The organism is Streptomyces longispororuber, assembly GCF_014656095.1.
Lineage (GTDB): Bacteria > Actinomycetota > Actinomycetes > Streptomycetales > Streptomycetaceae > Streptomyces > Streptomyces longispororuber.
Genome location: NZ_BNBT01000093.1, coordinates 11504 through 34373, shown reverse-complemented (window position 1 = coordinate 34373; position 22870 = coordinate 11504). Strand labels below are relative to the sequence as shown.

The 22870-nt window shown below is 74.2% G+C and carries 21 protein-coding genes and 1 pseudogene; 14 read left to right on the top strand and 8 right to left on the bottom strand.

What is annotated here, in order from left to right; all coding sequences use genetic code 11:
• The 3 genes and pseudogenes from IE330_RS25050 to IE330_RS25040 all read right to left on the bottom strand — a co-directional run.
• Nucleotides 1-277: pseudogene (locus IE330_RS25050) on the bottom strand (thiol reductant ABC exporter subunit CydD); the annotation flags it as partial.
• Between the two features lie 192 nt (nt 278-469).
• Nucleotides 470-1522: a cytochrome d ubiquinol oxidase subunit II gene (locus IE330_RS25045; protein ID WP_190138373.1), complete on the bottom strand. Its 1053-nt coding sequence runs from the start codon at nt 1520-1522 to the stop codon at nt 470-472.
• A 76-nt stretch (nt 1523-1598) separates the two neighbouring features.
• Nucleotides 1599-2864, bottom strand: a complete 1266-nt coding sequence (locus tag IE330_RS25040) for a cytochrome ubiquinol oxidase subunit I (RefSeq protein WP_190138372.1) — start codon at nt 2862-2864, stop codon at nt 1599-1601.
• A gap of 208 nt (nt 2865-3072) precedes the next feature.
• Here IE330_RS25040 and IE330_RS25035 point away from each other — a divergent pair, with 208 nt between their 5' ends.
• The 5 genes from IE330_RS25035 to IE330_RS25015 all read left to right on the top strand — a co-directional run bounded on the left by IE330_RS25035 (nt 3073) and on the right by IE330_RS25015 (nt 7367).
• Entirely contained in the window at nt 3073-4023 is a 951-nt protein-coding gene (locus tag IE330_RS25035; RefSeq protein WP_190138371.1) for a LysR family transcriptional regulator, read from the top strand.
• Between the two features lie 211 nt (nt 4024-4234).
• On the top strand, nt 4235-4558 hold the full coding sequence (locus tag IE330_RS25030; protein WP_190138370.1) for a 2Fe-2S iron-sulfur cluster-binding protein: 324 nt from the start codon (nt 4235-4237) through the stop codon (nt 4556-4558).
• A complete protein-coding gene (locus IE330_RS25025; RefSeq protein WP_190138369.1) occupies nt 4558-5814 on the top strand; it encodes an NAD(P)/FAD-dependent oxidoreductase in 1257 nt (418 codons plus the stop codon). The genes IE330_RS25030 and IE330_RS25025 overlap by 1 nt, the downstream gene beginning before the upstream one ends.
• Nucleotides 5815-5925: 111 nt before the next feature.
• Entirely contained in the window at nt 5926-6804 is an 879-nt protein-coding gene (locus tag IE330_RS25020; protein ID WP_190138368.1) for a helix-turn-helix domain-containing protein, read from the top strand.
• A 107-nt stretch (nt 6805-6911) separates the two neighbouring features.
• Entirely contained in the window at nt 6912-7367 is a 456-nt protein-coding gene (locus tag IE330_RS25015; protein WP_190138367.1) for an SRPBCC family protein, read from the top strand.
• A gap of 43 nt (nt 7368-7410) precedes the next feature.
• On the opposite strand, the gene IE330_RS25010 is transcribed toward IE330_RS25015, so the two are convergent.
• Genes IE330_RS25010 through IE330_RS24995 form a run of 4 tightly spaced genes read right to left on the bottom strand, consistent with a single transcriptional unit; the run spans nt 7411 to nt 11493 of the window.
• Entirely contained in the window at nt 7411-9003 is a 1593-nt protein-coding gene (locus IE330_RS25010) for a S41 family peptidase (RefSeq protein WP_190138366.1), read from the bottom strand.
• Complete coding sequence (locus tag IE330_RS25005; protein WP_190138365.1) at nt 9000-9149, bottom strand: hypothetical protein; 150 nt, start codon at nt 9147-9149, stop codon at nt 9000-9002. The genes IE330_RS25010 and IE330_RS25005 overlap by 4 nt, the downstream gene beginning before the upstream one ends.
• Nucleotides 9146-10699 carry an amidohydrolase family protein gene (locus IE330_RS25000; protein ID WP_190138364.1) on the bottom strand — a complete coding sequence of 518 codons (1554 nt, stop codon included), beginning with the start codon at nt 10697-10699 and terminating at the stop codon, nt 9146-9148. Before IE330_RS25000 ends, IE330_RS25005 begins: the two co-directional genes overlap by 4 nt.
• Complete coding sequence (locus IE330_RS24995) at nt 10699-11493, bottom strand: uracil-DNA glycosylase family protein (protein WP_190138363.1); 795 nt, start codon at nt 11491-11493, stop codon at nt 10699-10701. Before IE330_RS24995 ends, IE330_RS25000 begins: the two co-directional genes overlap by 1 nt.
• Before the next feature lie 352 nt (nt 11494-11845).
• Here IE330_RS24995 and IE330_RS24990 point away from each other — a divergent pair, with 352 nt between their 5' ends.
• The 5 genes from IE330_RS24990 (at nt 11846) to IE330_RS24970 (ending at nt 17602) form a co-directional block, all read left to right on the top strand.
• Complete coding sequence (locus tag IE330_RS24990) at nt 11846-14098, top strand: PIG-L family deacetylase (RefSeq protein ID WP_229925901.1); 2253 nt, start codon at nt 11846-11848, stop codon at nt 14096-14098.
• A complete protein-coding gene (locus tag IE330_RS24985) occupies nt 14095-15159 on the top strand; it encodes an acyltransferase family protein (protein ID WP_190138362.1) in 1065 nt (354 codons plus the stop codon). Before IE330_RS24990 ends, IE330_RS24985 begins: the two co-directional genes overlap by 4 nt.
• A 147-nt stretch (nt 15160-15306) precedes the next feature.
• Entirely contained in the window at nt 15307-16491 is a 1185-nt protein-coding gene (locus tag IE330_RS24980; protein ID WP_190138374.1) for a glycoside hydrolase family 113 protein, read from the top strand.
• Between the two features lie 182 nt (nt 16492-16673).
• Nucleotides 16674-16931, top strand: coding sequence for an EF-hand domain-containing protein (locus IE330_RS24975; RefSeq protein ID WP_190138361.1), 258 nt, complete (start codon nt 16674-16676; stop codon nt 16929-16931).
• Between the two features lie 209 nt (nt 16932-17140).
• Nucleotides 17141-17602: a Crp/Fnr family transcriptional regulator gene (locus tag IE330_RS24970; protein ID WP_190138360.1), complete on the top strand. Its 462-nt coding sequence runs from the start codon at nt 17141-17143 to the stop codon at nt 17600-17602.
• 51 nt (nt 17603-17653) lie between these two features.
• Here the strand turns inward: IE330_RS24970 and IE330_RS24965 are convergent, their stop codons facing one another.
• Nucleotides 17654-18274, bottom strand: a complete 621-nt coding sequence (locus IE330_RS24965; RefSeq protein WP_190138359.1) for an L-threonylcarbamoyladenylate synthase — start codon at nt 18272-18274, stop codon at nt 17654-17656.
• A gap of 127 nt (nt 18275-18401) precedes the next feature.
• Here IE330_RS24965 and IE330_RS24960 point away from each other — a divergent pair, with 127 nt between their 5' ends.
• The 4 genes from IE330_RS24960 to IE330_RS24945 all read left to right on the top strand — a co-directional run bounded on the left by IE330_RS24960 (nt 18402) and on the right by IE330_RS24945 (nt 22852).
• The gene (locus IE330_RS24960) at nt 18402-19103 is read left to right on the top strand and encodes a class I SAM-dependent methyltransferase (RefSeq protein ID WP_190138358.1); all 702 of its coding nucleotides are present in this window, start codon (nt 18402-18404) and stop codon (nt 19101-19103) included.
• Between the two features lie 813 nt (nt 19104-19916).
• Nucleotides 19917-20771, top strand: coding sequence for an SAM hydrolase/SAM-dependent halogenase family protein (locus IE330_RS24955; protein ID WP_190138357.1), 855 nt, complete (start codon nt 19917-19919; stop codon nt 20769-20771).
• Nucleotides 20772-20933: 162 nt separating this feature from the next.
• Nucleotides 20934-21884 carry a DMT family transporter gene (locus tag IE330_RS24950; RefSeq protein WP_190138356.1) on the top strand — a complete coding sequence of 317 codons (951 nt, stop codon included), beginning with the start codon at nt 20934-20936 and terminating at the stop codon, nt 21882-21884.
• Nucleotides 21881-22852, top strand: a complete 972-nt coding sequence (locus tag IE330_RS24945) for a quinone oxidoreductase family protein (protein WP_190138355.1) — start codon at nt 21881-21883, stop codon at nt 22850-22852. Before IE330_RS24950 ends, IE330_RS24945 begins: the two co-directional genes overlap by 4 nt.
• Nucleotides 22853-22870 lie beyond the last annotated feature (18 nt).

The following is a 22870-nucleotide window of genomic DNA, read 5'->3' as shown; positions in this document are numbered from 1 at the left end:
GGTCCCGCAGCGCGCGCTTGGCTTCGGCCGCCGCGGGCCCGGCGAGCGCCCCGCGGGCCCAGGACAGCAGGGCGCGCAGTGCCATGACGGCGCCCAGGGCCACCAGCGGCGCGACCCGCGTCCGGTGCCCGGCGAAGCCGGCCGCGAGGACCGCCGCGAGCAGGACCGCCTGGGCGACGACGAGCCCGGCACCGAGCAGCGCCAGTACCGCGGAGGTCGTCACGTGGCGCCGCAGCACGGGCAGTTCGCGCAGGAGGCGGCGTTCGACGGGCTTCATGGTGGGGGACCTCTCGTCGGTCGGGGGAGGGGGCCGGTCGGGGGGGCGAGGGCTGACACGCCGGGGCCGGGTGCTCAGCAGTGGGCGCGACCCGGACACGGAGGTGAGGTGCGGCCCTGACTCAGTGGCCAGGTGCGGCCCCGGCTCCGGAGGCAGGTGCGGTCCCGGCCCCCGAGGCAGGCGCGGCCCCGTTCAGAAGTAGCTCGGGTGGCGGCGCCCCGTACGCCCCCGGAATGCCCACCAGCTCCACGTCTGGTAGGCGAGGATCACCGGGACCAGCACGACCCCGAACGCGGTCAGGATTGTCAGGGTGGCGGAGTCCGTCACGGCTTCGTGGAGCGTCATCCCGCCTCCCGCCGACGCCTTCAGGACGTACGGGTACTGCCCCGCGCCCACCAGTGCCACGGGCAGCAGCGCCGCGCCGGAGGTGGCGGCGAACGCCCGGGCGTGGTGCCCGCGCGAGAGGCACCACCAGGCCCCGGCGAGGGCCGCGGCCAGCAGGGCGGCGAGGACGGCCGACGCCGCGCGGTTGACCGGGGACGCGCCCGCGCCGAAGAGCGTGAGCAGCAGCGGGAGGCAGCCCACGGCGCCGGTCGCCCGTACGAGCGTGGTGCCCAGGAGCCGTGCCCTGGCTGCGAGTTGGGGCGCGGAGCGCAGGGCGACGAAGGCCGCCCCGTGCGCCGCGAACAGCAGCGCGGTGGTCGCCCCGCAGGCCAGCACGAACGGCGTGAGCACCTCGCCGGGCCCGATGTGGAAGCTCCCGTCGGCCCGCCGGGGCACACCGTGCAGCAGCAGGCCGAGGACGAGTCCCCAGCACAGGGCGGGCAGCGCCCCGCCGCACGCGATGAGGGCGCCCCACCACCGGCGGCCGCGCGGGCCCCGGGCGCGGCCGCGGAGCTGGACGGCGGCGTTGCCGACCACGAGCCCGGCGAGGATCGCCACGATCAGCGGGTACAGGCCCGACAGCAGGCTGCCCTCCAGGTGCGGGAAGGCGCCGAACAGGACACCGGTGAAGGCGACCAGCCACACCTCGTTGCCCAGGAAGAACGGGGCCATGGCGTCGAGGGCGGCGTTCCGGCCGGTGGGCGGGGAGCCGGCGGGTGGCGCTTCCCGGGCGCCCGGGCCGCCGCCGCGGCCGCCGAGGAACGGGTGCAGCATCTGTACGCCGTAGTCGTACCCGCCGAGCACGAAGTACCCGGCGAGCAGCAGCCCGAGCAGGGCCAGCCAGAAGATCTCCAGACTCATCTCGCTCAACTTTCCGTCAGGGGACGACCCAGGTTCCGCAGGGGAGGGGCCGGTAGGCCGGGGATGGAGGGGCGGCTCAGAAGACCGGCACCGGGTGCTTCTCGTCGGTGCCGCCGCCGGGCGCGTCGCCGGAGCCGCCTTCGGGCAGGTCGTCGGGGAGCGGCTCGGTCGCACCGAGCTGCGTGGCCTCCGGGCCGCGCCGGGCGAAGCGCACCAACAGCGTCCAGTTCACCGCCGCCAGCGCCACGAAGAGCGCGATGAACAGGGCGCAGGACACCGCCAGCGAGGCCGTCCCGACGGGGGACAGCGCATCGTCGACCCGCAACTCCCCGTAGACCAGCCAGGGTTGGCGTCCCACCTCGCGGAAGGCCCAGCCGCCCGCCGAGGCGATGAAGGGGAACGGGATCATCGCGGCCATCAGGTACGCGAGTGGGCGCCACCGCACCAGCCAGTCCTTCCACAGCAGCAGGACGGCGACGAGGGTGATGGTGGAGACGGTGTTGCCGATGATCGTCATCGTGTCCATGGAGATCCGCAGCCACAGGTGCCAGGGCGCGCCGCCGTCCTCCAGGGCGGCCAGCTTCCGCGGCTGCGTCCGGTCGAGGAGTGGGAACTGGAGGTCGCCGACGATGATGACGAAGAACGAGGCGAGGGTGGCCACCCAGACGCCCAGGCGCAGGGAGCCGCGGAACAGGTCCCTCTCCTTCGCGCCCCGGAGGCAGTGCACGGCGCTGATCCCGGCGACGAAGACGCCGCCCGTGGTCAGCGCGGCGAGCGTGACGTGGGCGAGGGCCAGCAGGGCGCTCGGGTTGGTCAGCAGCGCCCCGAAGTCGGTCAGGTAGGCCTGGCCGTCGCGGACTTCGTAGCCGACGGGGTGCTGCATGAACCCGTTGGCGACCAGGATCCAGTACGCCGACGCGTACGCGGTCAGGGCCACCAGCCAGATGAGCGTGACGTGCACGCCGCGGCGCAGCCGGCCCCAGCCGAAGATCCACATGCCGAGGAAGGTGGACTCGGCGAAGAAGGCGATGAGGGTCTCCAGCGCGAGCGGCGCCCCGAAGACGTTGCCCGCGAACTTGCTCAGGCCGCTCCAGCTCAGCCCGAACTGGAACTCCATGACGAGGCCGGTGACGATGCCGACCGCGTAGTTGATGACGTAGAGCTGTCCCCAGAAGCGCGTCATGCGCTCCCGGGCGGCCCTTTCGGCGGGATCGCGGGTGAACGCGGCCCGGGTGTGCAGGATCGCCACGAGGGGGACGAGCCCCATGGTGAGGATCACGAACAGCCAGTGGATGCCGGTCGTGGCCGCGAACTGGAGTCGCGCCAGGTCCGCAGCGCTCATGAGGGACCTTTCTGGGGGCGGGGTGGCGGAGGGTCGACGAGAAGAGGGGTGGGGTGGAAAGGGCCACCGCGTCGCGTGCAGATGGCGGCCGGGACGGCCCTCACCTGCGCGGTGGCCCTGGTGACGACCGTAGGGAGAGTTGCTCATGCGTTCCACGACCAGTTCCGCTATGTGATGATGACGCCGAAGGCATGAGTGAAGGTGAGCCGTGGATCTGCTGCAGTTGCGTTACTTCCAGGTCGTCGCCCGGTACGAGCACATCAGCCGTGCCGCGGAGGAGCTGCGGGTCGCCCAGCCCTCGCTGAGCCGCTCCCTCGCGCGCCTGGAGGCCGACCTCGGGTCACCGCTCTTCGACCGGCAGGGCCGCCGCATCCGGCTCAACCAGTACGGCGAGATGTTCCTGCGCCACGTCGACCGCGCCCTCGCCGAGCTCGACGACGGCCGCAGGGCCGTGCGCGAGGCGCGGGACACGGGGCTCGGCCGGGTCCGTGTCGCCTCCGAGACGCTGCTGACCGTCACCCCTCTGCTCGGCAGCTTCCGGGCCGCCCACCCCCGCGCCGACGTGCGGCTCTTCCAGTCCGACGCCGAGGACATGGACCGCCGGCTGCGCGCCGGGGAGGTCGACTTCTGCGTGGCCTCGCAGCCGCTGACCGGGGCGGGCTTCGCGTCGGTGGAGCTGGCCCGCGAGGAGGTGCTGCTCGCCGTCCCCTACGGCCACCGGCTCGACGGACGCGAGAGCGTGACCGTCCGCGAGCTCGCCGACGAGCCCTTCGTCACCACCCGCCCCGGCCACTGGCAACGCGCTCTGCTCGACCGGCTGTTCGCCGCCGAGGGGCTGACGCCCCGGCTGTCCTGCGAGGGGAACGAGCCGGCCGCGAGCCAGGACATGATCAGCGCGGGCCTCGGCATCGGCCTCATCCCGGCGGTGTCCCGCCGGGCCGGCACGGAGACGCGCGTCCCCGTCGCCTGGGTGCGGGTGGACGCTCCCGGCTGCCACCGGGTGCTCACCCTGGTGTGGAACCGCGACGCCTACCTCTCCGAAGCCGCCCGGAAGTTCCGCGAGTTCACCACCAGCAGGCCCTTCATGACCCACCGCCTGCCCGACGCGCGCCGCGACCGCGCCCCCGGGTCCGTCCTGGCGCGCGGCCACCTCCTCTGATACGTTCCAACGCGCTGCCGTCGTCCCCGGCCGAGGATGTGGTGTGTCCGAACGGCCGGAGCGTACGGGTGAGTTGGCAGGGGTGTCGCGTCCCCCACCGGCCCCGGCAGCGTCGGTGCGCCTTCCGCACCACGTTTCCGATGTCCCTGTGACCGGCACCCGTCGCCCCCGCGCGCTGTCGCGCCCGGCCGGGTGCCTCCGAGGAGTACTCATGCCCAAGATCACGTACGTCGCCGTCGACGGGACCGAGCAGGCGGTCGAGGTCCCCCTCGGCACGAGCGTCATGCGCGGCGCCGTCCTGAACGACGTCGACGGCATCGTCGCCCAGTGCGGCGGCAACGCGCAGTGCGCCACGTGCCACGTGTACGTCGACGAGACCACGCTCGACAAGCTGGCGCCGGCCGCGCCGGAGGAGGACGAGATGCTCGACTTCACCGCCTGCCCGCGCCGCCCCAACAGCCGGCTGAGCTGCCAGCTCGACGTGACCGGCGACCTGGACGGCCTCATCGTCCACCTGCCCGAACGGCAGAACTGATGGCGCCCGACGAGCGGCCCGACTCCGTGGTCGTCGTGGGCGCGGGACAGGGCGGCCACCAGACGGCGGCGTCCCTGCGCGAGTTCGGCTACCAGGGGCGCGTCACCCTCGTCAGCGCCGAGGACGCGCTGCCCTACGAACGCCCCCCGCTGTCCAAGGCGTACCTCAAGGGAACGGCGGACGAGGCACAGCTCTGGCTGCGGCCCGCCACCTACTACGTGCGCCAGTCCATCGACCTCGTCAAGGGCACCGTCACCGGCATCGACCCGGCCGCCCGCACCGTCCGCCTCGCCGACGGCTCCGCGTACGACTACGGTCACCTCGTCCTCGCCACCGGGGCCCGGCCGCGGGTGCTCGACGTGCCGGGCGCCGGACTGCGCGGCGTGCACACGCTGCGCACGGCGCGGAACGTCGACGCCCTGCGCGCGGCGCTGGCCTCGGCGCGGCGGATGGTCGTCGTCGGGGCCGGGTACATCGGCCTGGAGGGCGCCGCCGCGGCCCGCGCGGCGGGGTGCGCGGTGACCGTCGTCGAGGCGCTGGACCGCCCGCTCGCCCGGGTGCTGTCCGCGCGCGGCGCCGCGCACTTCACGCGGCTGCACCAACGGGAGGGCACGCACCTGCTGTTCGGGCAGGGCGTCACGGCCCTGCACGGCAACAGCCGCGGCGGCGTGGACGCGGTCGAGCTCGCCGACGGCCGGCGGCTGCCCGCCGACCTGGTCCTGATCGGCGTCGGGGTCGGCCCGCGCACCGAACTGGCCGCCGCGGCCGGGCTCCCGGTGGGCGACGGCATCACGGTCGACGCGTCCCTGCTGACCGCCGACCCGTACATCTCCGCCATCGGCGACTGCGCGGCGTTCCCGTACGCGCGCTCCGGGAACCGGCTGCGCCTGGAGTCGGTGCAGAACGCCGTCGGACAGGCCCGGCTCGTCGCCGAACGGCTCACGGGGTCACCGCGGGCCTACGACGACCTGCCCTGGTTCTGGAGCGAGCAGTTCTCCACGACCGTGCAGATCGCCGGGCTCGCCGAGGCACCCGACACCGAGGTGGTGCTCGGCGAGGACCCCGACGCGTACTCGGTGCTCCTCTTCGAGGGGCAGGAGCTGCGCGCGGTCGAGTCCGTCAACCGGCCCACCGACCACATCGCGGCCCGCCGCCTCCTCGGCGGTGGGATCAAGGTGAGCCCCGCCGACGCCACGGCGCCCGGCTTCACCCTCAAGGGCCACCTCGCGAGCCACCGGGGAGGGGCCTCCGGCTGAGCGCGGCCCCGGAGCGTCCCGCCGGTGTCCGCCCCGCCCGCGGGCAGGGCGGACACCGGCGGCACGCGCGCGCCGCCGTGCCACCCCGGCCGACGAGCGTAAGGTGGCCGGGTGTTCGACTCGCCCGACTTCGACCTCACGCCGTACGCCGAGTTCGACACGGCGGCCTCCGTGCGGCGCACCTACTGCAGTTGGCACGACGCCGGCTGGCGCTCCCTGCTCGTCCAGAGCTTCACCCACGCGCCCCGGGCCGAGGACCTGCCGCTGCCCGGCGTCTCCGACCTGCACCTGGTGCTCTGCACCGGCGGCGACGCGACGATGCGGACCCGCAGCGGGGGCCGCGCCGCCCGGCGGCGCTGGATCCCCGGCCGCCTGGAACTCATGGTCCCCGGCCGGTCCACCGTGCGCAGCTACCACGCGGCCGTGGCCCTGCGCAGCGTCCAGGTGCACATCCCCCGGGCCACGGTGGAGCGGACCGCCGCCGAACTGGGTGGCCCCGCACCCGACTTCGAAGCCCTGGCGGCCGGCCTCGCCACGGGCGACACGGTGGTGGAGCACCTCCTGCGCGGGCTGCCGGCCGCCAGGGACACGGACGACCTGTACGCGGAGGCGGCCGCGGCCTTCCTCACCACCCATCTGCTGACCCGGGGCCGGGGCCACGCCCCGGCGGGCCCCGAGCACGCGGCGGTGCGCGCGGCCGTCGCGCTCATGCGGGAGCGCCTCGCCGATCCGCTGACGCTCGCGGACATCGCCGCCGCCGCCCGGCTGAGCGTGTACCACTTCCTCCGCGTCTTCCGTGACGCCACCGGCGAGACCCCGCACCGCCACCTCACCCGGCTGCGGATCGAGGAGGCCCGGCGGCTGCTCACCGACACCGACCTCACCCTCGCCGGGATCGCCGCACGCTGCGGCTTCGCCGGCCCCGGAAGCCTGTCCGCGGCCTTCCTGAAACACGTCGGAGTCCGGCCGTCGGCGTACCGCGAGAGGTGAGCGAGCGACCGCTTCCGTACGCGCACCCGGGCCGGAGCAACATCGGAGCGGCAGGACCGCAATCCCGCGCATGTCCCGCGCCGCGGGCACCGGCCTAGCGTGACGGCATGCCGTACACCTACGCCGTCACCTCCCGTTCCCCGGCGCACCCGGAGACCGTGTTCGCCGTCCTCGTCCGCGCCGGGACCTGGCCGTCGTGGTCACCGATCGACGACGCCGCCGTCGAGGGCGGCGGCGACCCGCTCGAACCCCAGAAGGTCGGCGACACGCGCGTCTTCCGCACCGGCCGGACGGTCGCCCGCGAACGCGTCGTCGAACTCGTGCCCGGCCGGCGCTTCGGCTACGTGAACGACGGCGGGGTGTTCCGCTCCTACCGCGGAACCGTCGAACTGACCCCGGTGCCGCACGGCGGGACCGACATCACCTGGTCGGCCGTCTTCGAGCCCAGACTGCCCCTGTCGGGCCCGTTCTGGCGCCGGTACCTGACCCGATTCATGGGGCGCATGGCCGACGGCCTTGCCACGTACGCCGGCGCGGTGCCCGACCGGGACACGGCGCACTGACACCGCCGGGCAGCGCACGGACGCCGCGGGGGCGGCGGCCGCCTCAGCCGTGGTCCCCGGCGAGCAGCGCGGCCGCCGCCGCGAGGAGGTCCTTGTTGCGGTCGAGGACGTCCCGCTCGGTGAGCCGGTGCAGGACGTCCGCCCGTACGCCGAGGTCCTCCAGCGGTACGTCGACGTTGCCGCGGGCCCGGGTGGCGCGCCGCAGGGCGACGCGGAAGCCGGCGCCGCGCGGCAGGTCGCCGAGCAGCTCGGGCAGCCACACGCGCAGCAGGTCGTACGTCCACACGTTGGCACCGCCCGCGCCGGTGCGCGGCGCGGTGCCGAGGACGGGGCCGAGGCCGTTGTCCTGGAAACCGGCGGCGAAGACGTCGGCCGCCGAGTACGACAGCGCGTCGGTGACCAGGACCTTCGGGCCGCGGTGGCGCGGCAGCCCGGCGGCGACGGCCTCGGGGTCGGTCAGCGGGAAGGCCTGCGAGTACAGCTCACCCGTCTCCGGCGCCGCGTGGATCGAGGCGGCCCAGACACGGAACCCCGGGTGGGCGCGCGCGAGCGCGAGCGCGGCGCGCGAGGTGGACAGGGAGAAGCTGACCGGCACCACGGGGGCGGGGCTCAGCACCTGCAACGCGGCCTCCGCGGCCGGGACATGGCCGCCGGGGTTGCCGCGGATGTCGACGATCAGCCCGCCCTCCGGGGCGCGCGCCGCGATCCCCGCCACGTGCTCGGCGAAGCGGCGCGCGCCCGCGACGTTGAACGAGAAGAGGCGCAGATACCCGTACGCGCGCCCCCGGATGCGCAGCGTGCGGTGGCCGACGACGCCGCGCAGCGTCCGCGCCGCCGGGCGGCGGGCCGGTGACGGCGCGAAGAGGTCCCGCTTGACGTGGCGCGCGACCTCGCCGCCGACGTCGATGCCAAGGCCCGTCGCCAGGGTCGGGACGGGGTCCTGGGCGCGCCCCGCGTACTGCTCGGCGGCCCGCACGCGCCAGGGGACACGCGTCTCGCGCGGGCGCCCGCCCCGGGTGCGGTAGGACAGCAGCACCCAGTGCTCGTCGGGCGGCGGGGCCGTGCGCAGCGGGCGCAGCGTCAGCGACTCCAGGCCGCGGGCGAGGCGCGCGTCGGGGTGGGAGCCCGCCTGGGCGGCGGCGTTGCGCTCGACCGCCCGCTCGATGGGTACCCCGTTCCAGGACCGCAGCTCGGCGCCGACGTCCAGGCCCGCGTGCACGAGCGCCGGGTCGATCTTGGAGACGATGTGGTGGGGCGTCCCGTCGGCGTCGGCGTAGCGCTCCACGAGGAACCCCAGCGTGGCCACGTGGCCCCGGTACGGGGCGGGCAACTGGTAGCCGGTGTGCAGGTCGCGCAGCCCGCGGAAGACGTCCGTGAGCTCGGCGTGGAACTGGAGCTCGCTCAGGGGCGGAAGGCGGCGCTCAAGGAGGCGCAGCCGCTGCACGGGGTCGGTGGCGTGCATCGCCCGCTTCAGCGGGAGGTGGACGTACAGCTCCTCGAGGAGCACGCGGGCGGCGGCCACGAGCCGGTGGCGGTCGGCGAGCGGCAGCGGATCGGCCCCGGCCCGCTCCAGGAACTCCGCGAGCCCGGTGGAGTCCGGCAGCTCACGGGCGGGCTCGGCGACCACGCGGCTCACGACGCGTCCCCGCGGTGCGTGACAGGGCTCTCCCGCCTCATGACGCGGCTCTCCCGGCCCATGACGCGGCTCTCCCGGCCCATGACGCGGCTCTCCCGGCTCACGAGGCGGTCCTCAAGGCCCATGACGCGGGCCTCCCCGTTCATGCGTAGTACTCCGCGAGGTGCTGGAGCTGCGGCACCCCGGCGCGGGCCACGGCGGCCAGGAAGGCGCTGTCGTGGGTGAGCGGGTCCAGGCGCGGGACGACCAGGTCCAGCGGGACCTCTCCGGCGGCGGCGAGGGCGCCCGTGTCGCCCTCGGGCATGTCACCGAAGAGGGCGAGCGGCGCCTCGGGGTCGTCGAGCGGCCCGCCCCAGTCCGCGAGCGCGTCCTGCGCGGCGCGCCAGGCGTCCACCGGGTCGGCCCGGACCCTCTCCAGGGCGCGCTTGACGCCGGGCCAGTCGAGCGTGGCGTCGGCGCGCCCCGGTTCGCGCACCGCCACCCGGCGCCGGACCCCCGCCACCGTGAGCGCGCTGGTGTCGCGCGCCCCGGCGGCGGTCATCAGCGACGGCGTGCCGTAGAACGGACGGCCGCGCACCAGGACCAGGCGGACGTGCCGCTCGGTCGCGGCGATCAGGTTGCGGTACGGGTCCCGCGCCGGGTCGTGGCGTTCGAGCACGAGCAGGTCCGCGGCGCTGCCCCGCTCCAGGCGCCCCACCTGCGGGCCCCAGGCGGTGGCCAGCGCGTCGCCGGGGTGGGCGGTGACCATGTCGCACAGCTCCCGGTCGCCGAAGTGCCCGCCGAGGTCGTGGCGGTTGACGGCGTCGGCGACCTTCAGCTCGCCGAGCACGTTCTTGGTCCCCGACGGCGACCAGTCCGAGCCGAGCGCGATCCGCAGCCCCTTCCTGTCCGCCTCCACGACGTCCGTGGTCGTGTGGTACAGCCAGTGGTTCGAGAAGGGCGACCAGACGACGGTGCCCTTCTCCCGGGCATCGACGGCCTGCACCGCGCTCTGCCACTTCGCGAAGTCCGCCCCGGTCAGCGCGGTGCCGTGCACGCCGATCAGGCCCGGCCTGAGGCACGGCTCCAGGTCCTCGAACTCGCGGTGGACGAGCGAGCCGGGCCGCCCCTCCGCGACGTGGTAGATCAGCAGCCGGGTGCCGTCGAGCTTGGGCGCCCGGTCCTCGCGCAGCACCTCGGCGTCGAGCTGGAGCGCGGCCGTCATCACCATGTCGGCACCCGCGGGCAGCTTCTCGTTGTCGATGATCCGCAGCAGCCAGCCGTCGACGGGGCGCGTCGACAGCGGCGCGCCCTGCACCGCCGTGGTCCCGCCCACCAGCGCCCGCACCTCGACGTACTTGAGCAGCGCCTCGGGCGCCGCCTGGCCCAGCACCTTGGCCGGCCAGGTGACCGACGTCGCGTAGTCGGGCGGGCGCCTCTCGTCGACCCAGCGGTCGTGGTGCTGGTAGGGCACGCCGGCCGCCTCCCACAACGGCAGCGTGTTGTACAGCAGGTGGTTGTGGAGGTCGATCAGGCCGGGGAGGATCAGCGCGCCCGTGTCGATCACCGGGGCCGAGGAGAACCCGGCGGGCGCGGCCCGGGCGGCGGGCCGCACCGCGGCGAGCCGCCCGTCGTCCCCCACGTACACGGCGCCGGGGTCGAGGATCCGGTGGTCGCTGTCGAAGGTGACCACCGTGCCGCGCAGGACGAGCGCCATCAGCCCGGCGCCTTCCAGATCAGCGTGTGCTCGTCGTCCGGCGAGGGGCGGCTCACGGAGTTGCGCGGCCCGCCCGCCTGAGCCCGCACCCAGGCGTCGTCGCCGAGAAAGCGGGGCGCGCCGAAGGGCAGGTCACGCCGGGGGACGGCGCCGTAGTCGGACTCCCGGAACTCGGTGCCGTAGTTCGGGCCGGTGGCGTCCCCGTCGTCGTCCGGCGTCACGACCGCCCGCAGCTCGGTCACGGCGGCCCGCCAGGCGGTCAGCAGCGCCGCCGGGTCGTGGCTGGAGGGGTGGGGGACCTCCACGAGCGGGACCGGGGGCCGCCCGCTCCACAGCCGTACGGCCTCCTGCGCCATGAACCCCATCGCGACGACCGCCTGGAGCGTGCGGTCCGTCGCCCGGTCGAAGACGGCGTTGCGCCACGCGAGCTGGTCCGGGTCGCCGAGCCGCTCCTTCATGGCGAGGGCCCGGCTCGGGTGCACCGCGTACGCCCACGCGTTCAGGCACACGTACGAGCGGGTCAGGCCCAGCTTGGCGAGGAAGCCCTGCACCCGCTGGCCCGCGTTGCCGACCAGGCTGCGCCCGGCGATCCGCTCGGTCGGGCCGGGGTCCGAGGCCACGATCAGCACGCGGGCGGAACCGTCGAGGCGGCCGCGGTGGAAGACCGGCCCCCAGTCGAACCAGAAGGCGTCCCGGACGGGCGGGTCCGGCACCTGCTGGAGCAGCGCGGCGAACGAGGCCGTCGGCCCACGGTCGAACTCCGCCGTGGCTGACCCCCGGTCGACGTCCGGCATGGACGATCGCCTCCTCACCGGCCGCAACCGGGGCCCGGCGGCCGGAACCGGTGTCCGCGTACGCCCCAGCTCCGGTGGAGCGGAACCGGTGTCCGCGTACGCCCCGACCTCAGTGCAGCACCCCGCACCGGACCCCGCAAACCGTGACATAGTTCATCCCCGCCGAAGGGCCGGGGGCGATTCCCGTTCCGGCTGGTGCGGTAGGGGCGTGATGACGATCACGAGAGACAACCCGCCGCGCCGCTCAGGCATCTCACTGAGTGATCAAGAAGACGTTACCTGTCGCTTTCGGCCATATGGCCGGTACGCGGCTGCACGATGAACAGTTCGTAGAAAGAAAGCACGCCATTTCATGTTCTCCGGAGTCCGCCGCCTCGCGCCCACGACCCGTCGTGACCTCCTCACGGCCGCCGCGCTGTGCGCGATCGTCCCCGTCGGGATGGCGGCCGCCTCGGGGGCGCGGGACGCGTCGTCGGCCGGACCCAAGCACCAGCCGCCGGCCCTGACCACGGTGTCGCCCTCGGGCACCTGGACCGCCGCGGGCCGGGCGCCCAGGACCGCGGAGTCCGTCGTGCAGATCGTCGCCCACCCCGACGACGACCTGTTCTTCCTCAACCCGGAGGTCGGCCAGTCCCTGCGCAGCGGCCGCCCCCTCACCACGATCTACCTCACCTCCGGCGAGGCCAACGGCGTCAACGCCCCCCGGCGCAAGGACGCGCAGCCCCGGCTCTTCCCCGCCGAGCGCGACCACGCCAAGTACGCCAAGGCCCGGCAGAACGGCATCCGCGCCGCTTACGCCGAGATGGTCACCGGCGACGCCACCCACCCGTGGCGGCGCACCGTCATCGCCACGGCGGGCGGCGGCCAGGCCGAGCTGGACACGCTCCAGGGCCACCCGCACATCCAGCTCGTGTGGACGCTGCTGCACGAGGCGGGCAGCATCACCGGCGACCGCCCGCACAGCCTGCACGGCCTGTGGGACGGACGGGTGCCCACCCTCGGCTCCCAGCTCGTGCACGGCGGCGAGGTCGCCCGGAACTTCGCCTACGACCGCGAACAGCTCATCCGCACCCTCACCGGCTACCTGGAGCGCTTCCGCCCCACCCAGGTGCGGATGCAGAACCCCACCCCCGGCCGCCTCGACCGGAACCTGAAGTGCGCCGACCACCAGGACCACCGCTACGGCGCGCGCTTCGTCCAGGAGGCCCTCGCCCGCTACGCCTCCCTCGGCGGGCGCCCCCACTTCACCGTCCAGACGTACATCGGATACTTCAACGGCGGCCTGCCCGGCGCCCTCGACCCGGCCTCCGGGGCGTCCAAGGCCCGCACCATCGACACGTACGCCGGGGACGGCGGCGCGCCGAACGCCTGCAAGGACGCCGCGGGCTGCGGCGACCGCAAGGTGGCCGCCCACCCCAAGCGCAACTGGACCAGCACCATCCACCACGCCGGCGACACCGGCACCAACTGGCTGCTGATCGGCGAGGACGGCACCCTGTCGGCCTTCGCCGTCCTCGACGGCCGCATCGCCCAGTGGCACCGCCCGGCCGGCACCGGCGGCCGCACCGGCCAGGCCCGCTGGAGCGGCCCCGCCTTCCTCACCGGCACCGGCTTCGACGCGGGCATCCAGCCGGTCACCCTGCCCGACGGCCGCCTCGCCGTCTACGGCACCCGCGCCGTCCTCGGCGCGGGCCCCGCCGCCTACCACCGGGAGGTCGGCTACACCGAGCAGCGCCGCCCGGGCGCCGCCTTCGGGCCCTGGCGCTCCCTGGGCACCCCGGAGCAGTCCGACCTCGTCGGCACCTCCGACATCAGCGCCCCCGCGGTGTCGGTGGGCGCCGACGGCGCCACGACGGTGTTCCTGCGCGACAGCTCCCACCAGCTCACCGCCCGCACCCGGCTGCCGGGCGGCACCTGGGCGCCCTGGCAGGCCCTCGGCGGCAGGGCGGTCCACAGCGACCCCGTCACGGCCACCGACAGCACGGGCCGCGCCTACGTCCTCGCCGCCACCCCCCGCACGGTGCTCGCCTGGGTCCAGGACCGGCCGGGCGGCCGCGTGCGCGGCCCGCTGGCCACCGGGCTGCCGCCCACCACGCTCCCGCTCACCGTCCGGCCCGACGGCGACGGCGTCCGCCTCTACTTCCGCCGCCCCCACTCCGGCAACATCCGCACCGCCCACCTGCGCGCGAGCGACCTGACGCCCGTCCGCGACCCGCACGGCCTCCGCGCCGGCGCGCCCGCCCGCGTCACCGACCTGGGCGGCGCCGGCGGCTACGGCCCGGCGAGCGTCACCCCCGCGGGCTGGGGCGACGCCCTGCTGGCGGCGCGCTCCAGCACCGGGGACCTCGCCACCGCCTGGCTGCCGGCCGGGGTGGACCCGCGGCCGCAGCGCTGGAGCCGCACCGGCTTCCTCCTCGCCGGCGCCCCCTCGGGCACCGCGACCGGCTCGGGCGGCGTCGTCCTCACCGCGCTCGGCCTCGACGGCCGGCTGTACTGGACGCAGACCCCGCGCAAGGGCGCCCGCTTCGCCCCCTGGCAGCCGGTCGACGCGGCCGCCACGGGCCGCGGCGACGTCTCGGCGACCCCGGCGAGGTCGGCGACGTGACCCGGGCGGCCGGCCGCGACCCGCGCGAGGCGTACTTCGACAACGCGAAGTTCCTCCTCATCGTGCTGGTCGCCCTCGGGCACGCCTGGGAGCAGATCGTCGCGGACACGCACGCGCTGCGCGCCGTCCACACCGTGGTCTACGGCTTCCACATGCCGGCGTTCACCCTGCTCTGCGGCTACTTCTCGCAGCGCTTCACCGGGCGCCCCGACCAGGTCCGCCGCCTGCTCTCCTCGGTGCTCCTGCCGTACCTCGCCTTCGAGGCCCTGTACGCCGCGGCGAACAGCGCGGTGCGCGACGAACCCTTCGCGTACACCCCCACGGAACCCACCTACCTGTGCTGGTTCCTCGTCGCGCTGTTCCTGTGGCGGCTGAGCACACCTTTGTGGCGGGCCGTGCGGTACCCACTGGCCGTGAGCGTCCTCGTTTCGCTCACCGCCGGGCTCACCACCATGGGCTACGAGCTGGCCCTGCCCCGCGTGCTGATGTTCCTGCCCTGGTTCGTCCTCGGGCTGCGCCTGCGCCCCCGGCACTTCCAGCTCCTGACCACCCGCGTGGCCCGCCGCTGCGCCGTGCCGGTGCTGGTGCTCGCCGGGGCCGGGGCGTACCTGCTCGCCCCCGGCCCCGACGACCACTGGCTGTCCATGGACGTGGGCCACACCGACCTGGGCGTGTCCTGGCAGGCGTACCTGGCGCTGCGCCTCGCCCTCTTCGCGGCCGGCGCGCTCCTGGTCGCGGCCTTCTTCGCCTGCGTCCCGAGACGGCGTACGCCCTTCACGGCACTGGGCGCGGTCACCATGTACCCCTACCTGCTGCACGGGCTCCTGCTCCGCGCGGGCGAGGCCGCCGGGATCTACCCGGAGCTGAAGGACCTCGGCACGCGCGGCCAGGTCCTGCTGTCCGTGGCCGTCGTCACCGCGGTGGTGCTCCTTTCGACGCCGCCCGTCCGCCGGGTGTTCCGCCCGCTCGTCGAACCGCCCCTGCCGCCCCTGCGGACCGCACCGGCGGGGACCGGCGCCGACCCGATGGCCGTACGGTCCCCGGAGCACGCGCGGAAGTAGGGTCTGGCCGCGCGTCCCGGTGAACTCCTGGCGCGGACGGTGCCGACTTCGGTCACCGAACGCGGGACCGAATGCCGATGTCCGCCGCCCCGCCCACGGCCGACGCTGGAGCCGACCAGCCGACGACCGAGGGAGTACGCGATGGGGATGGGCCACGACGGCATGACCAGGGGGAGATTCCTCGCCGGCGCCGCGGCGGCGGGCGCCGCCACGGTGGCGGCGCCGCTGCTGACCGGACCGGCGGCCGCTGCGGCACCGCGCCCGGCCGGGGGAGAGGGGCCGACCGACGGAGGGCAGGAGTCGTCCCGGCGCGGGCTGACCTACCGGGGTGTGCTGTACGAGTGCGCCGACGGCGAGACACCCCACACAGGGTGGGACAGGAACCGCATGTGCTCCGACGTGCGCGCCATCCGGCGGTCGCTGCACGCCAACTCGCTCGTGGCCTACGGCACCGGCGTGGAGCGCCTGACGGCCACCGCGGCGGAGGCGGCCGAGCACGGCATGCACGTGTGGCTCCAGCCGCGCCTGGCGGACGTCCCCGAGCGCGAGATCCTCGACCACCTCGCCGAGACCGGCCGGCAGGCCGAGCGGCTCCGGCGGCAGGGCGCCCGGGTGTACCTCAGCGTGGGCTGCGAGTTCGTGCTGTTCGTCCCCGGGATCGCCCCGGGGGACAACGCGTACGAGCGGGTCAGGAACATGCTGTCGGGCAACTGGGACCCCGAGGAGGCGCAGCGCAAGCTCGACCGGCTCATCCCGCGCGCGGCCGCGACCGCCCGCGCGGTGTTCCACGGGCCGGTCACCTACGGCGCCGCCCTCGGCGACACCGTCGGCTGGACCCTGTTCGACATCGTCAGCGTCAACTACTACTCGTATTTCGCTGATCCCGGAGGCTACGCCCGCGAACTCGCCCCCTACTGCGAGTGGGGCAGGCCCGTGGCCATCACCGAGTGCGGCACCTGCACCTTCCAGGGCGCTCCCGAAGCAGGCGGCATGGGCTGGGACACGGTCGACCACACCAAGCCCAAGCCGGAGGTGAGGCCCGGCCTCCGGCGCAGCGAACGTACCCAGGCCCGGTACCTGACCCAGGTCCTCGACGTCTTCGAGGACCTCGGCCTGCACGCGGCGATGGTGTACGAGTTCGTCTCCCCGGACCAGCCGCACCGCGGCGAGCCGCGCTACGACTACGACATGGCCGGCTACACCCTCACCAAGGCCGTCTGGGGAACCGAGGACGACCCGACGGCGCGGTGGCACTGGGAGCCCAAGGAGTCCTTCCACGCGGTGGCCCGGCACTTCGCCCGCGCGGCGGCCCGGTCCGGCCCCACCGGGTGACGGCCCCGGAACGGCACGGGGGAACCGGCGCCCGCAGGACGGCACGGGGAACCGGCGCCGCGCGGCGTACGTTGCGGTTCATGAGCGCGTGCGCGCGGCGTGCGTGCGTGTGCGCGGCGTGAGCGCGAGCGCGGGGCGGGACGGTCCCGCCCCGCCGACGACAGGATCAGGATGAGGACGACGTGACCAGTGACAAGGCCCGCAAGCTGTTCGAGGCCCTCGACCTCGACGAGAACGGGACCCTGACCCGCGAGGAGGTGATCACCGCCCTGCGCGCCAAGGGTCCCTCCCTCGCGGCCTCCGGCGATCTGCCGTTCTGGGGCGTGGGGGACGCTGACGCCTCCTCGGCGCTGTTCGACGCCGCCGACCAGAACGGGGACGAGGTGCTGACCCTGGAGGAGTTCGCGGCCGTGGTGGACCGCCGCTTCGGCTGGCGCTGAGCGGCGCGCCCGGCTTCCAGGGAGCCGGGCGCTGGGCCCGCACGGGGACGCACGGGGACGCGCGGGGACCGTACGGCCTTCGGGCCTCACCCCGTACGGCCCTCGGCACGGGCCGAACGGCCCTACGGCGGCGCGGCGGTCCCGGCACACCATGAAGGGGGCGAGCGCTCCTCCCGTGCCGGGCGCTCCCGCACTTCTGGAGGCATGTCATGAACCTCGCACCGCCGAGCACGCTGAGGGCCCTGTCCGCCGCCGACCAGGCACGGCTGATGGACATCGCCGAGGAGGTGTCGTTCCCGCAGGGGGCCCGGCTCTTCGAGGAGGGCGGGCACGCCGACCGGTTCTGGATCGTCCGCACCGGCACGGTCACCCTCGACCTGCGCGTGCCGGGACGGCGCGCGGCCGTCATCGAGACCCTCGGCCACCACCAACTCGTCGGCTGGTCCTGGCTCTACGCCCCGTACGCCTGGCACCTGGGCGCCGAGGCCACGACCCCCGTACGGGCCCACCAGTTCGACGCCGCGGCCGTACGGGCGCTGTGCCGGAGGGACCCCGCGTTCGGGCAGCACATCGCCGAGTGGGTGGGCGGCATCGTCGCCCACCGGCTGCACGCGGCCCGCACCCGCCTCCTCGACCTCTACGCCCCGTACGGCAGCGGAAACCCCTGGTGAGGGCGGTCGCCCCGGGGCGGTGGCGGCACCCGGCCCCCGGGCAGTGACCGGCTACTCGAACCGCGAGGTGTCCCCGGCGCCCCGGCGCACGATTGTGGCCTCCCCGTCGGAGAAGTCGATGACGGTCGTGGGCTCGGTACCGCAGTCGCCGGAGTCGATGACGGCGTCCACCTGGTGGTCCAGGCGCTCCTTGATCTCCCAGCCCTGCGTCAGCGGCTCGTCCTCGTCGGGCAGCAGCAGCGTGCTGGAGAGCAGCGGCTCACCGAGCTCGGCCAGCAGCGCCTGCGTGACCGCGTGGTCGGGGATCCGGACACCGACCGTCTTCTTCTTGGGGTGCAGCAACTGGCGCGGCACCTCTTTGGTCGCGGGCAGGATGAACGTATAACTGCCGGGCGTCGCGGCCTTGATGGCGCGGAACACGTCGTTGTCGAGCCGCACGAACTGCCCGAGCTGCGCGAAGCTCTCGCAGACGAGCGTGAAGTGGTGCCGGTCGTCGAGGTTGCGGATCGCCCGGATCCGCGCGATGCCGTCGCGGCTGCCGAGCTGGCAGCCCAGCGCGTAACAGGAGTCGGTCGGGTACGCGATCAGCGCGCCGGACCGCACGCCGGCGACGACGCTGCTGATGCTGCGCCGCTGCGGGTTGTCGGGGTGCACGTCGAAGTAAGTGGCCATCGCCACCGAGTCTAGGCGATCAGGGCGCGGTTGCCGGGCCGCGGACCGACCCGGGCGGCGGCCCCGCGGCGCGGCGGCTTTCGGCGCGGAGCTGTGGCGCGGGGCCGCCCGCTGCCAGGATGGCCGGGTGAGACCGGAGACCGCGTACCACGGGGACATGGGCGAGTACTTCGCCGCGCAGGCCACGGACAGCGCCTACAACGCGCACACCGACCGCGCGGCCATGCTGCGGCTGGCCGGCGACGTACGGGGACGACGGGTGCTCGACCTCGGCTGCGGCGCGGGCCACTACGCCGCCGAACTCCTGGCGCGGGGGGCCGCGCGGGTCACCGGCGTCGAGGGGAGCGAGTCCCTGCTGGCGGCCGCGCGGACGCGCCTCGCCGACCACGCGGACGGTGCCGTCCTGCACCACCACGACCTGGAGGAACCCCTCTCCTTCCTGGACGACCACGCCTTCGACCTGGCCGTGCTCGCCCTCGTCTACCACCACGTCGAGGCACGCGGCCAACTGCTCGCCGAGATCCGCCGCGTCCTGCGCCCGGGCGGCACCCTCCTGGTCTCCACCACCCACCCCACCAGCGACTGGACCTACTTCGGCGGCTCCTACTTCTCCGGCGACCGGGTCGAACTGCCCTTCGGGGGCGGTGTGATCCGCTACCGGCGCATGACGCTGGAGACGTTCCTCGGGGAACTCCTCGGCGCCGGGTTCGTCCTGGAGGAGCTGGCGGAGCCGAGAGCCACCGAGGAGGCCCGCCGGATCGACGCACGCCGCTACGACAAGACACACACGCAGCCACTGTTCCTGGCGGTCAGACTCCGTCGCCCGTGACACAGGCGCCGGGGCCGACTCCCGAAGCCGTCGCCTGGCAGGTCCACGACTGCGGACCGGGCGTCCTGCGTCATGTGGTCCACTCAGCGGAATCTTGCTTGGCCTCCCGTGGGGCCGTCGGGCATCGTCGGCTTACTTGCATGTCCAGTACGGCTCAACGAACTCATCGGGTGACACGCGCTGTTCGCCGGGCCGATGGCAGGAAGCCAAGGAGAGCCATGAGGAAGACGGATGGGAAACCGGCTGTCCGTAGCGGCGGGACATACGCCCCGGCGCTCGAAGGCGCCAGGAGTCTGTCGGTCCCGCCTCGGCGGCGCGCGCCCGGCTCAGCGCCCTGGACGTTTCCGAAACGGCGCGGAGAACGCCGTGGAAAGGGAAAAAGAGAAGCAGTGGACGCGGCTCCCGCCTTTTTGCCCGGCTTTTACGGGGCGGAAGTCGAGGAACCTTTGATTCCGTCCGTAATCGGGTGCTAGTGTCCTTTTTCGTTACGCGAGAACTGTTTTCACCCTTGCGGGGAATTGCAAAGGCAGGGCGTTTGCTTCGGCAGATGCTGTGAGGGCCGCCCGGCGCGCCATCGCCCGGCCGCGCGTGCTGCTCACCCGCCACTCCTGTTGATCCGTCAGCCGTCGTCACGCCGGCCGTCATCACCTCCGACGGCGCGCATGTCGGCGTCCGTTCTCCGCGCGGTCACCCCTCGGGGCCCTGTGCGCCCCGCTGCCCGGGTGCCCGGTGCCCAGGTGCCCGGGTGCCTCCATCGCCCCATCCTCGTACGTCCGCGTCCCGTCATGTCGTCATACGCGAAAGGACCACGTCATGCCAGTCACCGCCGCCACCGAACGCGCCACCGCGCTCGTCGACCACCGGCCCATCGTCGGGCTGCTCACCGACTTCGGACTCGTCGACGACGCCGTAGGAATCTGCAAGGGAATGGTGCTCGGCATCGCCCCCCAGGCCAACATCGTCGACGTCACCCACGACGTCACCCCCTTCGACATCTACGAAGCGAGCCTCTACATCCGGGACTCCTTCCGGTACTTCCCGGCCGACGCGATCTTCGCGTGTGTGACGTTCCCGCACACGGGCGTCCAGGACGACGCGATCGGGCTGCGCACCCCGCAGGGCCACACCTATTTCGCCCCCAACAACGGGCTGCTCACGCGCATCGTCGCGGAGGCCGGGGTGGCCGAGGTGCGGCACATCACGGCGGACAAGGTGCGCCGCCCCGTCATCGACCCCACGTTCTACGGCCGTGACATCGTCATGTCCGCGGCCGCGCACGTGGCCAACGGCGTACCGTTCGCCGAGATAGGCGAGGAACTCGCCGTCACCGACATCACCTTGCTGGAGACGGCGCGGCCCGCCCTGGTCGACGGCTGGGTCGTCGGCGAAGTCGCCCTTCTCGACAAGAACTACGGCAACGTATGGACCAACATCACCCGCGAATTCCTCGAAGAACAGCGCATCGCATTCGGCGCCGAACTGGAAATCGAAGTGAACGGCACCTCCATGCGCACCCCGCTGCGCCATACTTTCGGTGAGACGGGCGAAGGCGAGCCGCTGGCCTACATCGCCAGCCGCAATCAGCTCGGCCTCGCCCTCAACCAGGGCAACTTCGCCGCCCGGCACGGCATCGAGCGCGGCCACACCGTCCGACTGCGCGCCCGGTGAACCGCACCGGGGCGCCACCACCGGCGCCACTGCCCCCACCGGAACGCCCGGCGTCACCGGCACCACCGGCACCACCGGAACGCCCGGTGCCGAAGCCACCCCCAGCGTTCTCGGCACCACTGGCCACCACCGAAACGTAACGACCCCGGAAAGGCCCCGCCCATGTCCGCGCACGGCTACGCTTTCGCGCTCCTGACCGCCGCGTTCTTCGGGGCGGGCGCCGTCCTGGCCAACCGGGTCACCGTCGACATCCACCCGCTGCTGACCACCGAGCTGAACCTGGCGATCGGCGCCGCACTGCTGGGTGCCTACCTGGCAGTGCGCCGCCGGCCGCTGCTGCCCCGCGGGCTCGACCGCGGGGACTGGGTACGGCTCGGCTTCGTCTCCGTCATCGGCACCGGCCTCTCCCTCGCCCTCGTCGTCACGGGGCTGAGCATGACCAGCCCCGTCAACGGCGGCTTTCTCATCCAGCTCCAAGGACCCGTCGCCGTGCTCGCGTCCGTGGCCGTCCTCGGCGACCGGCTGCGCTGGTGGCAGACGCTGGGCATCACGGTCACCCTGTTCGGCGGGCTGCTCGTCGTCATGCGCAGCCCCACCGCCGGGCTCACCTCGCTGCGCACCGGCGACCTCCTCGTCCTCCTCGGGGCGCTGCTCGCCGGGCTCGCCTACCTGCCCGCCAAGACCCTCATGGACCGGGTGCCGCCCCTGCAACTGAGCCTGTGGCGGCTGCTGCCCGCCGCGCTGGTCCTGCTGCCCGTCCTGCCCCTCGTGCCCGGCCCGCTGCGCTGGCACCCCGACGCCGCCACACTGAGCCTGCAACTCGTCCTCGCCGTCACCAACTTCTGCCTGGCGTACGTGACCCTGCACCAGGCCCTGATCCGGCTGCGGCCCTGGCAGACGGCCAGTGTGCTGCAACTGGAGCCCGCGTTCACCGTCGTCATCAGCCTCGTGGCCCTGGCCCTGGCGCCCACGCCGCTCCAGCTCGCGGGCGGCGCCCTGATGATCGCCGGTGGCCTGGCCGCCAACCGCCCCGACCGTAGTGCGGCCCAGCCGACAGCCGGGCCCCCGACCCCCGCCGAACCCCTCCAGAACAGCCAAGGGAGTACCCGATGAAGGCGATCCGCGTCCACGCCCACGGCGGACCGGAACAGCTCCGCCTCGAAGACATCCCCCTGCCCGAGCCCGCCCCCGACGAGATCCGCCTGCGCACCGACGTCATCGGCGTCAACTACGTCGACGTCTACCACCGCACCGGCTCCATGCCGCTCCCGCTGCCCTACACCCCCGGCATGGACGCCGTCGGCACGGTCGACGCCGTCGGCGCCGACGTCACCGAACTCGCCGTCGGCCAGCGCGTCGCCTACGCCGAAGCGCCCGGCGCCTACGCCGAGTTCGTCACCGTCCCGGTCCGGCTCGCCGTGGCGGTGCCGCCGGAGCTGGACCCGCGCCTGGCCGCGGCCGCCATGCTCCAGGGCATGACCGCCCACTACCTGGCACACGACGCGCACCCCGTCGCCCGGGGCGAGACCGTCGTCGTGCACGCCGCGGCGGGCGGCGTCGGCCAGTTCCTCGTACAGTTCGCCAAGCGGGCCGGAGCCCGGGTCGTCGGCACCGTCTCCAGCGACGCCAAGGCCGCGCTCGCCGCCGAACTCGGCGTGGACACCGTGGTCCGCTACGACCGGGACGACTTCACCGCCGCGGTGCGCGCCGCCACCGACGGCGCCGGTGCCCACGCCGTCTACGACTCCGTGGGCCGGCGCACCTTCCACGCGAGCCTCGACGCGCTGCGCCCGCGCGGCTCCCTCGTCCTGTTCGGGCAGGCCAGCGGCAAGACCGAGCCCATCGACCCCTTCCTGCTCGCCCAGAAGGGCTCCCTCAAGCTCACCTGGCCCACCCTCACCCACCACGTGCTCACCCGCGAGGAGTTCACCACCCGCGCCGAAGCCGTCTTCGCCGGCCTGCTCGACGGGACGCTGCGCGCCCGCGTCGACGCCGAGTTCGCCCTGGCCGACGCCGCTGCCGCCCACGCCCACCTGGAGCGCCGCGCCAGCCTCGGCAAGGTCCTGCTGCACCACCCCTGAACGCTGCACCCTGACCCG

Coding starts and splice junctions, on each gene's coding strand:
- IE330_RS25045 (WP_190138373.1), bottom strand. CDS start 1,522: ATGAGTCTGGAGATCTTCTGGCTGGCCCTGCTCGGGCTGCTGCTCGCC.
- IE330_RS25040 (WP_190138372.1), bottom strand. CDS start 2,864: ATGAGCGCTGCGGACCTGGCGCGACTCCAGTTCGCGGCCACGACCGGC.
- IE330_RS25030 (WP_190138370.1), top strand. CDS start 4,235: ATGCCCAAGATCACGTACGTCGCCGTCGACGGGACCGAGCAGGCGGTC.
- IE330_RS25025 (WP_190138369.1), top strand. CDS start 4,558: ATGGCGCCCGACGAGCGGCCCGACTCCGTGGTCGTCGTGGGCGCGGGA.
- IE330_RS25015 (WP_190138367.1), top strand. CDS start 6,912: ATGCCGTACACCTACGCCGTCACCTCCCGTTCCCCGGCGCACCCGGAG.
- IE330_RS25005 (WP_190138365.1), bottom strand. CDS start 9,149: ATGAACGGGGAGGCCCGCGTCATGGGCCTTGAGGACCGCCTCGTGAGC.
- IE330_RS25000 (WP_190138364.1), bottom strand. CDS start 10,699: ATGGCGCTCGTCCTGCGCGGCACGGTGGTCACCTTCGACAGCGACCAC.
- IE330_RS24995 (WP_190138363.1), bottom strand. CDS start 11,493: ATGCCGGACGTCGACCGGGGGTCAGCCACGGCGGAGTTCGACCGTGGG.
- IE330_RS24990 (WP_229925901.1), top strand. CDS start 11,846: ATGTTCTCCGGAGTCCGCCGCCTCGCGCCCACGACCCGTCGTGACCTC.
- IE330_RS24980 (WP_190138374.1), top strand. CDS start 15,307: ATGGGCCACGACGGCATGACCAGGGGGAGATTCCTCGCCGGCGCCGCG.
- IE330_RS24970 (WP_190138360.1), top strand. CDS start 17,141: ATGAACCTCGCACCGCCGAGCACGCTGAGGGCCCTGTCCGCCGCCGAC.
- IE330_RS24965 (WP_190138359.1), bottom strand. CDS start 18,274: ATGGCCACTTACTTCGACGTGCACCCCGACAACCCGCAGCGGCGCAGC.
- IE330_RS24955 (WP_190138357.1), top strand. CDS start 19,917: ATGCCAGTCACCGCCGCCACCGAACGCGCCACCGCGCTCGTCGACCAC.
- IE330_RS24950 (WP_190138356.1), top strand. CDS start 20,934: ATGTCCGCGCACGGCTACGCTTTCGCGCTCCTGACCGCCGCGTTCTTC.
- IE330_RS24945 (WP_190138355.1), top strand. CDS start 21,881: ATGAAGGCGATCCGCGTCCACGCCCACGGCGGACCGGAACAGCTCCGC.